General features: G+C 60.8%; 8 protein-coding genes. All 8 read right to left on the bottom strand.

Features of this window, described 5'->3' with window-relative positions; translation table 11 throughout:
* Positions 1 to 20: 20 nt before the first annotated feature.
* Positions 21 to 1,418 (bottom strand): siroheme synthase CysG, encoded by a 1,398-nt coding sequence (gene cysG, locus AC6GQJ_RS10150; RefSeq protein WP_500767833.1) that lies wholly within the window; start codon positions 1,416 to 1,418, stop codon positions 21 to 23.
* Positions 1,415 to 2,350, bottom strand: a complete 936-nt coding sequence (locus tag AC6GQJ_RS10155) for a glycosyl transferase family protein (protein ID WP_500767835.1) — start codon at positions 2,348 to 2,350, stop codon at positions 1,415 to 1,417. Before AC6GQJ_RS10155 ends, cysG begins: the two co-directional genes overlap by 4 nt.
* The gene (locus tag AC6GQJ_RS10160; RefSeq protein ID WP_500767837.1) at positions 2,347 to 4,923 is read right to left on the bottom strand and encodes a nitrate reductase; all 2,577 of its coding nucleotides are present in this window, start codon (positions 4,921 to 4,923) and stop codon (positions 2,347 to 2,349) included. Before AC6GQJ_RS10160 ends, AC6GQJ_RS10155 begins: the two co-directional genes overlap by 4 nt.
* The gene (gene nirD, locus AC6GQJ_RS10165; RefSeq protein ID WP_500767839.1) at positions 4,920 to 5,255 is read right to left on the bottom strand and encodes a nitrite reductase small subunit NirD; all 336 of its coding nucleotides are present in this window, start codon (positions 5,253 to 5,255) and stop codon (positions 4,920 to 4,922) included. Before nirD ends, AC6GQJ_RS10160 begins: the two co-directional genes overlap by 4 nt.
* Positions 5,252 to 7,678 carry a nitrite reductase large subunit NirB gene (gene nirB / locus AC6GQJ_RS10170; protein WP_500767841.1) on the bottom strand — a complete coding sequence of 809 codons (2,427 nt, stop codon included), beginning with the start codon at positions 7,676 to 7,678 and terminating at the stop codon, positions 5,252 to 5,254. The genes nirD and nirB overlap by 4 nt, the downstream gene beginning before the upstream one ends.
* 4 nt (positions 7,679 to 7,682) lie before the next feature.
* On the bottom strand, positions 7,683 to 9,368 hold the full coding sequence (locus tag AC6GQJ_RS10175) for an ABC transporter ATP-binding protein (protein WP_500767843.1): 1,686 nt from the start codon (positions 9,366 to 9,368) through the stop codon (positions 7,683 to 7,685).
* A gap of 5 nt (positions 9,369 to 9,373) precedes the next feature.
* A complete protein-coding gene (locus tag AC6GQJ_RS10180; RefSeq protein ID WP_500767845.1) occupies positions 9,374 to 10,447 on the bottom strand; it encodes an ABC transporter permease in 1,074 nt (357 codons plus the stop codon).
* An 81-nt stretch (positions 10,448 to 10,528) separates the two neighbouring features.
* Positions 10,529 to 11,899, bottom strand: a complete 1,371-nt coding sequence (locus AC6GQJ_RS10185) for a CmpA/NrtA family ABC transporter substrate-binding protein (protein ID WP_500767847.1) — start codon at positions 11,897 to 11,899, stop codon at positions 10,529 to 10,531.
* Positions 11,900 to 12,059 lie beyond the last annotated feature (160 nt).

Here is a 12,059-nt window from a genome sequence, read left to right on the forward strand (position 1 = left end):
AAGCTAACGCGGGCCTGTGTTTACGACACAGCCTCCAGCACCGCGCCGCCCCGTTGAGCTTCCTCGTAACGACGCGGCCATCGCACAAACAGGATCGCTTCGCCGGTGATCTCATTGGCCTCCAGCGTGTCCGGCAAATCCCCAAGGGCGCAGTCAAGCAGGACTTGCCCTTTCCGTTGTGCCTTTGCCGCGATCTGCACGTCGAACTGGATATGCGGGTGCAGTTCACTCAGGCTATCGACGATCTGTTGTGCCGCGCCGACCCCCATGTATAGGGCCACGCAGGTACCGGGCCGGATGTCCGCAATCGACGCAGGGACAGCATAGCCGTCCGTCCGGTGCCCCGTTGTCAGCACCAGCGTGTCAATCTCCCCCCGATCGGTAAGGCTCCGGCCCGCGCTAGCAGCTGCCGCGCATGCCGCCGTCACACCGGGGACGATTTCAAACGGGATGCCTGCCGCCCAAAGGGCATCGGTCTCTTCCGTACTGCGACCAAAGATGCCCGGGTCACCGCATTTCAGGCGCACAACGCGTTGACCGCGTTTTGCCGCCGACACCAGCGTCTGCGTGATCTTCTCTTGCGGCCATGAATGGCATCCCGGTGCCTTGCCCACATACACGCGTGTCGCGTCGCGCCGCGCCAGCTCAAGGATTTCGGGGTCAAGCAGACGGTCATAGTAGATTACATCGGCCTCTTGCAGACGTTGGACACCGCGCAGGGTGATAAGGTCCTTGGAACCCGGGCCAGCGCCGACAAGACTCACACTACCGCCTTCCGATCCGCCGAAATCACCCGTCTGAATGGCCGTCTTGATAAGCTTTGCTGTTTCCCGCTCGGCACCGCTTGCGAACAGGCGACGTGGTGTATCGTTGAATACCCAGCGCCACAGATCGCGACGCGCACGGGGCGCAAGCCGTGCCACCGCAGCCGTTCGCATCCGCCCTGCAAGGGCCGCAAGGTCACCAAGGCGGGGTTCAAGGCTTTCTTCCAGTCGGGTCTTGATCTGGCGGGCGAGAACGGGGGCAGTACCTTCTGTTCCAATTGCGACAACCACTGGATCACGGTCGACAATGGACGGCGTGATCGCATCGCAAAGATCCGGCTGGTCCACCACGTTCACTGTGGCACCGGCCACTTTGGCAAGCGCGTGCAAGGCCATGTCCACCCCGGGACACCCCGTAGCAATGAAAACAAGTGCGGTGTTGGCAAAATGCTGCGGGATGATCGGACCGGCGCGGTGTATGATGCGCCCGCTCGCTGCAAGCTCTGCCAGTTCGGGGTCTAGTTCCTCGGCCAAGACCTCGATCCGTGCCTGTGTCTTCAGGATCAAGCGCGCCTTTTGGGCGGCCTGTTCTCCACCGCCCGCGATTACAACGCGGCGACCCGCCATTTGCAGGAACATCGGAAAGGTTTTCATGCGGAAAGACTCTCTGTTTGGTGGCGGGTGTTCCAAAGGGCGCGGGCCATGTGATCGGCATCACTCAGCGTCGGCGCGGCCTTGAGCGCATAGAGCGCGAGTGCGGCGGTGCCAGTAACGGTCGCGACGGCAAACTCGTCTTCGACCGCACCATGCCAGAGGCCGCGCAGATCGACGATTTCGCCCGCCTCATGTAACCGTCGCGCGTCATCCAGAAGGGCATTTGCAGATTCCGTGATATGCGCACCATCCCGCAGACCGAAAATCGCGATATCCTTTGACGGGTGGCGTTCGAATTCGCCCCCGCCGCCCTTGATGATCGCAAGATCGCGCTGGCCCAAAAGGTCCGCAGCCTGCGCCTGCAAACTACGATAGGACGGGTGGAATACGCCCTGCACGCTGACCGGTGCCCGCGACGGGTTCCACATACGCAGCACCGTGTTGATGCAGGATCGCAGCCCGAAAGTATCCCGAAGGTTCAGAAGGTCGAACGCCGCGGGGCTGAGCACTTCGAGCGGCGTATAGGTCACGCGCGGTCCGGCCAGATCAATCGCCTCGCGCACCGACGCGCTGGCGGCTTGATGCGAGTTCCAGCCATGCATCGACACACGGTATCCGGCCTGTGCCACCAACCGCGCCGCCAAAAGGAACATCGGCGCCCCCCGCGTGCGCCCTGCCGCATAGGATGGCCAGTCAATGTCGGCGGCGGGAAGCTTGCCAGTCACGTGGGCCCGCAAGGCAGCGGTAAAGCCCGCGATCTCTTCGGGCGTTTCCCCCCGCAGACGCAGCACCATCAGCAAGGCACCAATGGCTTCGGGCGCGGCTTCTCCTTGCAAGATCAGCGCCATTGCCTCTTGCGCCTCGGCCATTGTCAGGGGGCGCGCCCGCCCAGCGCCGCGTGCGACGATGCGAACGAACGGGGCAAGGCTCATTCGGCGACCATCGGCATCGACGCCTCCGCGATGAGGGTTTTAAGTTCGGGCTTGCAGGATCCGCAATTCGTACCCGCGCACGTCGCGTTCCCAAGGGCGGCAACAGTATCCGCGCCAGCGGCGATGGCAGAAATCAGCGTGTTGCGCCCCACATTGAAACAGGCACAAACCGTCGCGCCGGGATCAGGCAGGTTGGCGGAATTGCGTCCGGCAAGCGCCGCAAGCGGGGGCGTTTCAGTGCCGATCATGCCGATAACTGCGCTGCGTGCCACGACAACAGGGCGGGGCGACACGAACAAAAGTGCCTCGATCACGCCGTCCTGTACCAGTGCCACGCGTGTGGTTCCGGTGGCCATATCGGTATGGACTGAAACCTCTGCCTGCTGCAGCCCTGCGAGGTTTCGCGCCTCGACCTCCCAATCAGTTGGCGTTTCGCCTCCTGCCAGTTCGACCTGCCAGCCCGTCGTCGTGCGGGCCACGGCAGCATAGGGTGTCTGTGGGCGCGGCTGCTGACGGCAGGCAAGAAACCCGTACCACGCCGCGCGGTAAACCTGCGCGGTGACTGCGCCCGATTTCAGCGCGGGCTGGCCCGAAACGGGATCAGCCACAGTTGCCGTCAAGCTGTTGATCGTCCCGCGACTGGATCGCTGGCGTGTCCAATGCATCGGCGCGAACAACTGCCCTTGCGGGGCGCGATCCGTGATCAACGCGCGCAACAGCGCCGCGCCATAGAGGCTTGCCACCTCGATCAGCGCACCCGGCCCAGCGCCCAGTTCGATGGCATCGGCGGGGTGAATTTCGACGTAAGGTTCGGCCAAATGTGCGCCCAACCGTTGGGATTTGCCGGTGCGCGTCATCGTGTGCCATTGGTCGCGATTGCGGCCCGTGTTCAGGGCAAACCGTGGCTTGGTCAAAGTCGGCGCCGCCACGGGGATCATCCGCGCTTTGCCGTCAGGATGATAAAATCGCCCGTCAGCAAAAAAACGATGGCCGTTGCGCGGCCACTGGGTCGGTATCAGGTTCACATAGTCAGCGTCAGCAAAGACACTTAGATCAAGGTCGCGGGGTTCGGGCGACAAGGACATATCAAGCGCCACGTATTCGGCAAATACCTCGGCTGGAGAGCGGTAGGCGAAGGCATCGCCAAACCCCATTCGCGTGGCCACGTCGCTGATGATCCGCCAATCAGGACGCGCCTCGCCCGGGGCTTTCAGAAACGCACGTTGGCGCGAAATACGGCGTTCGGAATTCGTGACTGTACCGTCCTTTTCCCCCCAGCCAGCAGCGGGCAGCAGCACATCCGCTATCGCATTGGTGTCCGTCTTTTCGATCATGTCTGATGTCACGACGAAGGGCACATTCGCGATCGCCTCGGCCACGCCATCGGCATCCGGCAGCGATACGGCAGGGTTGGTCGACATCACCCACAGCGCCTTGATCTTGCCGTCGGCGCAGGCCTGAAACAGATCAACCGCCTTCAGCCCCGGCTTGGTGCAGATCGTCGGGCTGTTCCAGAAACCCTGCACCGCGGCACGGTGGTCGGCATTATCAATCTCAAGATGGTTGGCGAGCATATTGGCCAACCCGCCGACCTCGCGACCGCCCATAGCGTTGGGTTGCCCCGTGACGGAAAACGGCCCCATGCCGCGTTTGCCAATCCGTCCCGTTGCTAGGTGGCAGTTCAGGATTGCGTTCACCTTGTCGGTGCCGCTTTGCGATTGGTTCACGCCTTGGGAGTAAACGGTGACAACTTTTTCCGTGCGCGCCCAGAGGTCAAAGAAGGTTTCGAGGTCTTGCGCGCTTAGCCCCGTATCAGCGAGGTCGGATGCCTGCGCCGTTTCCACCGCCTCGGCCAGCCCTTTCACATGGGCCGACGTATAGGCGGCGTCGATCCGCCCCGTCTTTGCCAGATGCGCCAGCAGCCCGTTGAACAGCGCGACATCCCCATCGGGCGCGATGGACAGATGCAGATCAGCCAGATCGCTAGAAGCCGTGCGGCGCGGATCAATGTTGATGATGCGCATGTGCGGCCGCGCCTCTTTGGCTGCCACGATGCGCTGGTACAAAACCGGATGGCACCACGCGAGGTTCGATCCGACCAGCACGATCAGATCCGCCTGTTCGAGGTCTTCATACGTCCCCGGCACAGTGTCTGTGCCAAAGGCGCGTTTATGGCCCGCGACCGAGGACGCCATGCACAGACGTGAGTTCGTGTCGATATTCGCCGACCCGATAAACCCCTTCATCAGCTTGTTGGCGACGTAGTAATCCTCGATCAGCAACTGGCCGGAGGCATAGAAGGCCACGCTGTCGGGGCCGTGTTCCGCGATGGCCGCGCTGAACTTCTTGGCAACCAGTTCAAGGGCGCTGTCCCAAGGGACGGCGTTCCCGTTCACCATCGGGAGCAGCAGACGCCCCACGAGGTCAATCGTTTCGCCCAGCGCCGCGCCTTTAGAACACAGCCGCCCGAAGTTTGCCGGATGTTCTGGGTCGCCCTTGATCGTGCCGTCCGCACTGGCCAGTACGCCACAGCCCACGCCGCAATAGGGGCAGGTTGTGCGGGTCAGGGTCATGCGGCGCTCCGCGCTTGCAAAAAGGTGCGATCCAGCAGGATGCGCCCACCGTCCACCCGCGCCGGATAGGTCGCGACCTGCCCTTCGTCCGCGCCCTGCGCCTCTCCGGTTTCCAGCGAGATTACCCAGTTGTGCAGCGGGCAGGTTACGGATTTGCCATGTACGATGCCTTCGGCCAATGGCCCCGCCTTGTGTGGGCATGCATTGTCGAGCGCAAAGACCTCGTCCCCAGCGGTGCGAAACACGGCCACACATCCAAGGGCGGTTTTGATCATCCGCGCCCCGCGTTGTGGCACATCATCCAAAGCGGCAATATCGATCCAGTCGTTCATTCCGCAGCCTCCAGCGACAGGTTGGCGAGGGGTTGATAACGGTCGGCCTTTTGGGTGACGTGTTCGGCCCACGGGTCTTTGCGATAGATGGTCTGGCTGAGTTCGAACCGCTCGACCAAAGCATCGCGTTCGGTCGCGACGCGTTCCTTGATCCAGTCCAGCCCCACCTTGGCCATCCATTTGTAAATCCGGTCGAGGTACTTGGCGTTCTCGCGATAAAGCTGCGTGACCGCCTTGATCACAAGAATCGCGTCCTCTTCGGTCTCAACTTGGCACAGCAATTCGGTTTCCTTGACGTCCATGCCCGCCGCACCGCCGATGCTGATCTGATAGCCGGAGTCGACACAGACCACGCCGATATCCTTGCAGGTCGCCTCGGCACAATTGCGCGGGCAGCCGGATACGGCCAGCTTCAATTTGTGAGGGGTCCACGCACCGTGCAGCGTCTTTTCCAGTTTGATGCCAAGGCCGGTGCTGTCTTGCGTCCCGAACCGGCAATGATCGGTACCGACACAGGTTTTCACCGTGCGTAGCCCCTTGGAATAGGCATAGCCCGATACCATTCCGGCGGCATTGAGATCGGCCCAGATGGCGGGCAAATCCTCGCCCTTGACGCCAAGCAGGTCGATACGCTGGCCGCCTGTGACCTTGACGGTCGGGACCATGTATTTGTCCGCCGCGTCCGCGATGGCGCGCAGCTCGGCCGGCGTTGTGATCCCGCCCCACATGCGCGGTACGACGCTATAGGTGCCATCCTTCTGGATGTTGGCGTGCTTGCGTTCATTGATGAACCGCGATTGCGGGTCGTCCTGATACTCAAGCGGCCAATCGGCCAGCAGGTAAAAGTTCAGCGCGGGACGGCAGACATGGCAACCGTCGGGTGTTTTCCAACCGCATTCCTGCCAAACGGCTGGCATGGAGGTCAGCCGGCGGGACTTGATCATGCGCCGCACGTCTTCGTGGGTCATGTCGGTGCAGCCACAGATCGACGCAGCGGCAGGCATGACGAAATCGTCGCCCAACGTGACGGCCAGCACCTGTTCCACCAATCCCGTGCATGTTCCGCAGGATGCGCTGGCCTTTGTTGTGGCTTTGATTGCGCCCAGATCAGAGGCGCCCGCAGCAATCGCGTCTTCGATTTGCCCTTTGCAGATTCCGTTGCAGCCGCAGATCTCCGCGTCACGCGGTAAGGCTGCAACAGCTGCTAAAGGGTCAAGGGGGGTCCCCCCTTGGTAAGCGGGGCCGAAGATCAGGGTTTCGCGCATCTCCGAAATATCGGTCTTGTCGCGTATGAGGCCGAAGAACCAGTTGCTGTCGGCGGTGTCACCATACATGACCGCGCCCACAAGCGTGTCATCCTCGATCACCAGACGGCGATAGACGCCCCGTGCGGGATCGCGGAACACGATGTCCTCGCGGCCCTCGCCCTCGGCAAAGTCGCCAGCGCTGAACAGATCGCAGCCCGTCACCTTGAGTTTTGTGGCCAGTTCCTTGGCAACAAAGGCGTCGCCCTGCCCCAACAGTGATTTCGCGACCACCTTGGCCTGATCGTAAAGGGGCGCGACAAGGCCGAACAACAGCCCGTCAAATTCCACGCATTCGCCGACGGCAAAGATATCAGGATCGGATGTTTGCAACTGGGCATTCACCTCGATGCCGCGCGCCACATCCAGCGCTGCATCGGCGGCAAGGCGTGTCTCGGGGCGGATGCCCACGGCCATGACAACCAGATCGGCCTCCAGCACGGTTTTATCTTCCAGCAACACCCCCTCGACATGGGTCTCGCCCAGAATTGCGGATGTTGAGGCTTGGCAGATGACCTTAACGCCCTTCTCCTGCAGATCACGGCGCAGCAGGAAACCAGCGCTTTCGTCCAACTGGCGTTCCATCAGGTGGCCCATCAGGTGCAGAACGGTGACGTCCATCCCGCGCTCGGCCAGTCCCGCCGCCGCTTCAAGCCCCAACAGACCGCCACCGATGACAACGGCCTTGCCCCCTCTGGCGGCGGCGTCGATCATCGCATTGGTGTCATCTAGGTCACGGTAGGTGATGACGCCCTGCAAATCCTTGCCTGGCACCGGAATGATGAAAGGGGCAGAGCCTGTGGCGATCAGCAGCTTGTCATAGGACACCGTGCCGTTCTGACCTGTGACCGTCTTGGCCTCGCGGTCGATCCCCGTCACATGTTCGCCAAAACGGCAGGTGATACCGTTCTGCGCATACCAATCGTCGTCATGTGTTACGATGTCGGCATAGGTTTTTTCGCCAGACAGCACGGGCGAAAGCATGATGCGGTTGTAGTTGCCGCGTGCCTCTGCGTTGAAAAGGGTGATGTCATAGGCATCGGGATCTTGTTCCAGAAGGTGCTCCAACACCCGACCGGAGGCCATTCCGGCACCGATAACGACAAGTTTCTGTTTCATGGTTTCACTCCGCCGCGATTGCATTGGGTTTCGGTGTTCCACTTGAGGAGGGCGATTTCGGCGCATTGCCGTGTTCGTATTCCTCGAGGAAATCGAGCACTTCCTGCCGATAGGTGTAGTAATCAGGGTGTTCGAGCAGCGCCTTGCGGGTACGGGGGCGCGGCAGGTTCACATCGGTAATCTTGCCAATCGTGGCCTGTGGCCCGTTGGTCATCATCACCACGCGGTCTGCCAGCAGGATCGCTTCGTCCACGTCGTGGGTGACGCAGATCGCCGTCACCTTGGTGCGCGACCAGACCTCCATCAGCACTTCCTGAAGCTCCCAACGTGTCAGACTGTCGAGCATGCCGAAGGGTTCATCCAGCAGCAGCAGCTTGGGCGACAGTGCAAAGGCGCGGGCGATGCCGACGCGCTGTTTCATCCCGTTCGAAAGGCTTGCCGCGTTCTTGTCCATGCTGTCGGCCAGACCGACACGTTCAAGGTAGTATTCCACCACATCCTGACGTTCCGCCTGACTGGCGCGGGGATAAACCTTGTCGACACCGATCGCGACGTTTTCCTTGGCCGACAGCCACGGGAAGAGGTTGGGGGATTGGAACACGACCGCCCGCTCGGGGTCGGCGCCTTCGACATTCCAGCCATCAAGGCGGATCGCCCCTTTGGAAATGGAATTGAGCCCCGCCGCCATCGTAAGCACGGTGGACTTTCCGCAGCCGGAATGACCGATCAGCGAGATAAATTCGCCCCTGTTGATTTTCAGGTCGAAATTCTCGACCACGGTCAGTGGACCTTTTGGGGTCGGATACACCTTGTCGAGTTGCGAGAAGTTCAGGAATTTCTCGTCGATGACGCTTTCCTGCGCCTTGGCAACGGCCGCAGGCACCGAATGGATTGGCGTGACATTGGGCAACACGCGTGTTTCTTCGACTTTGGCCGCAATGCCCACATCCATCAGATAGTTCGTGACTAATGCGCGCAGCGCTTTGAACGATGCATCCATGTTCATCGCGACGCGGTCACGCGGGCGCGGGATGTCGACCTTGAACTCTTCTCCTAGCGTGCCGTCAGGGTTCAGCGCGATGATCCGGTCAGCAAGGATGATCGCCTCATCAACGTCATTGGTGATCAGCACACAGGTTTTCTTGTCCTCGTCCCAGATCGCCTCGATCTCGTCAGCCAGATTGGCGCGGGTCAGGGCATCAAGCGCCGAAAGCGGTTCGTCCAGCAAAAGCATTTCAGGGTCCATCGCCAGCGCACGCGCCACGTTCACCCGCTGTCGCATCCCGCCGGACAGTTCCGCGGGGCGGCGGGTGGCCGCATGGGACAGCCCCACCATGTTCACATAGTGATCCACCTTGGCGGCACGTTCAGCTTTGGACAGATCGGGGAACATGGTGTTCACCGCCAAGGCCACATTGCCCTGCACTGTCAGCCACGGCATCAGTGAATAGTTCTGAAAGATCACGCCACGCTCGCGACCAGGTTCAGTGACGGGCGCCCCTTTGTACGTCACGCTGCCCGTGGTGGGCAGTTCCAGCCCTGCCATCAGGTTGATCAGCGTGGTCTTCCCCGTGCCCGAAAAGCCGAGGATGACGACAAATTCACCATCAGCCACGTCCAGGTTGATGTCCTTCAGGACCGGCGTTTCGCCGTAGCTTTTGGAGACATCTTTGAATTGCAGAATACCCATGTCGATCACCGGTTGTTCGAGAAGGTGAACATGGACTGGAGCGCATACATCACCCGATCCAGCAGGAAGCCGATGATGCCGATGGTGAACACCGCGACCATGATCCGTGCCAACGACTGCGAGCTGCCGTTCTGAAATTCATCCCACACGAATTTCCCAAGACCGGGGTTCTGGGCCAGCATTTCGGCGGCGATCAACACCATCCAGCCAACACCCAGCGATAGGCGCAAGCCGGTAAAGATCAGCGGCAGAGCCGAGGGCAGCACCAGTTTGGTGATTTTGGTGTATGTGTTCATCTTCAACACGCGGCTAACGCTGACGAGATCCTTGTCGATGCTCGCGACACCAAGGGCGGTATTTATCAGCGTGGGCCAGAGCGAACAGAGCGTCACCGTGATGGCCGAGATCAGGAAGGATTTAGAGAACATCCCGTCGCTGGTCGTGTAGGTGGCCGAGACGATCATCGTGACAATCGGCAACCACGCCAGCGGCGAGACGGGTTTAAAAATCTGGATCAGCGGGTTCAGTGCCGCGTTGGCCGTGGCCGACAAACCGGCTGCAATACCCAACGGAATGGCCACGATGGAGGCGATCAGAAATCCGAAGAAGACGGTTTTGATCGAGGTCCAGATTTGATCGTAATAGGTCGGCTTGCCGGTATAGACGCGGTCGCGGACTTTATCCGGTTCGCCATTGGCGATGTGTTTGGCGTTGCGTTCTTCCTGACGTTCATAGAACGCCGCTTCGCGCTCCCCTTCGCGCACGGCATCCGCACGCAACTCGCCCACCTGCTCCCACACTTGCGCCGGCCCGGGAACCGCACCGAGAGAGGTCTGCACTTGCGGCGCCAGCGTCGCCCAAAGCCCGATGAACACCGCAATCGCAAGAAGGGGCACCCCCAGAAGACGCCAGATTTCCTTGGCCTGTCCGCGTGGGTTGTCCCCTGCGGCAGCCTTCAGGATTGGCGTCATCCATGACAGGCCAAGCACGCGGAACCATGCGTCGGCATTGTTGATGCGGGCAAACCGGCGCTGGCGGCGGGCCTCAATATCGAGTGTGGAAGGGTCAATCGCGGTCATATCGGGTGTCCAACTGCTGCTTTTGAATTGTAGGGGGATGCGCCGCCCACCCTGCTGCGTGGCAGGGCGGGCAGCTGTGGCTTAGCCTTGGACTTCGCCGTCGATGACGGTCTGTCCCGACTTCAGGCCAATCGGCAGGCTGTCGATGTAAGCGTTGGGTGTGCGGCCATCGAAGGGGATACCGTCAATGATGTCGCTCGCTGGTGTCGCTTCTTTGAAGCCGTCGCTGTCCCAAGGGAAGTCCGCCTCGTTCGCCATGCCATCGTCAACCAAGAGGCGCGCAGCCTGTAGGTAGATGTCGGGGCGGTAGACGTCGGCGGCTGTCTCGAAATACCACTCATCAGACTTGGTTTCGTCGATTTGACCCCAACGGCGCATCTGGGTGAGATACCAGATCGCGTCGGAATAGAATGGATAGGTCGCGTTATAGCGGAAGAAGACGTTGAAATCCGGCGCAGGGCGCACATCGCCTTTCTCGAATTCAAAGAACCCTGTCATCGAGTTGGCGATTACCTCGTAATCCGCCCCGACATATTCCGAGCGTGACAGGATATCGACCGCCTCGGGACGGTTGGCGTTATCGTTTTCGTCCAACCAGATGGCGGCGCGGATCAGCGCCTTGGTCAGGGCCAGTGTCGTGTTGGGGTTTTCCTCGGCAAATTCGGCGGTGATGCCAAAGACCTTCTCGGGGTTGTTCCTCCACATGTCATAGTCGGTGATGACGGGCACGCCGATGTCCTTGAACACCGCTTGCTGGTTCCAAGGTTCGCCCACGGCATAGCCAAAGATTGTGCCAGCCTCCATCGTCGCGGGCATTTGCGGCGGTGGCGTCACCGACAGCAATACATCCGCGCCGATCTGACCGGAAATGTCCTGTTCGCTATAATAGCCAGGCTTGAGCCCACCAGCCGCCAGCCAGTAGCGGATTTCGTAGTTGTGAGTAGAGACGGGGAAAACCATGCCCATGTTGAAGGGTTCTCCGCGATCAAGGTAATCCTCGACCACGGGGGCTAATGCGCTGGCGCTGATCGGGTGCTGCGGGCGACCATCATCCATCAGCGGCACATTTGGGCGCATCTCTTCCCAGATTTCATTGGAAACGGTGATGGCGTTGCCGTTCAGGTCCATCGAAAAGGGCGTGACGATATGTGCCTCGGTACCGTACCCGATCGTTGCGGCCAGCGGTTGACCGGCGAGCATGTGCGCGCCGTCAAGTTCGCCGCTGATGACACCGTCAAGCAGGACCTTCCAGTTCGCCTGCGCCTCAAGCGTCACGAACAGGCCTTCATCCTCGAAATATCCCAGTTCGTAGGCCACGGCCAAAGGTGCCATATCCGTCAGCTTGATAAAGCCGAGGGTCAGTTCCTCTTTCTCCAGATCAAGGGACTGGGCCGCCGCAGTCGTCGCCAGCAAGCTGGAAGTGGCCAATAGCATCGCGAGTGTCGTCTTCATAATTCCGTTCCTTTCCCGGCCCCGAGGGGCAAAAACAAAAAAGCCGCACGTAAAGATCACGGGGGAGGAGTTCCGTGGTCCCTACGAGCGGCTTTGCTCTTGAATGGTGCGCGACCTACATCGGCCAGCGCTGATTAACGGGCGACGTTGCCCCTTGAGA

The sequence above is a fragment of the Tateyamaria sp. 7Alg 36 genome (assembly GCF_059882455.1).

Bases quoted from the DNA above. Each gene is read 5' to 3' on its own strand.
- cysG (WP_500767833.1), bottom strand. From the start codon at position 1,418: ATGAAAACCTTTCCGATGTTCCTGCAAATGGCGGGTCGCCGCGTTGTA.
- AC6GQJ_RS10155 (WP_500767835.1), bottom strand. From the start codon at position 2,350: ATGAGCCTTGCCCCGTTCGTTCGCATCGTCGCACGCGGCGCTGGGCGG.
- AC6GQJ_RS10160 (WP_500767837.1), bottom strand. From the start codon at position 4,923: ATGACCCTGACCCGCACAACCTGCCCCTATTGCGGCGTGGGCTGTGGC.
- nirD (WP_500767839.1), bottom strand. From the start codon at position 5,255: ATGAACGACTGGATCGATATTGCCGCTTTGGATGATGTGCCACAACGC.
- nirB (WP_500767841.1), bottom strand. From the start codon at position 7,678: ATGAAACAGAAACTTGTCGTTATCGGTGCCGGAATGGCCTCCGGTCGG.
- AC6GQJ_RS10175 (WP_500767843.1), bottom strand. From the start codon at position 9,368: ATGGGTATTCTGCAATTCAAAGATGTCTCCAAAAGCTACGGCGAAACG.
- AC6GQJ_RS10180 (WP_500767845.1), bottom strand. From the start codon at position 10,447: ATGACCGCGATTGACCCTTCCACACTCGATATTGAGGCCCGCCGCCAG.
- AC6GQJ_RS10185 (WP_500767847.1), bottom strand. From the start codon at position 11,899: ATGAAGACGACACTCGCGATGCTATTGGCCACTTCCAGCTTGCTGGCG.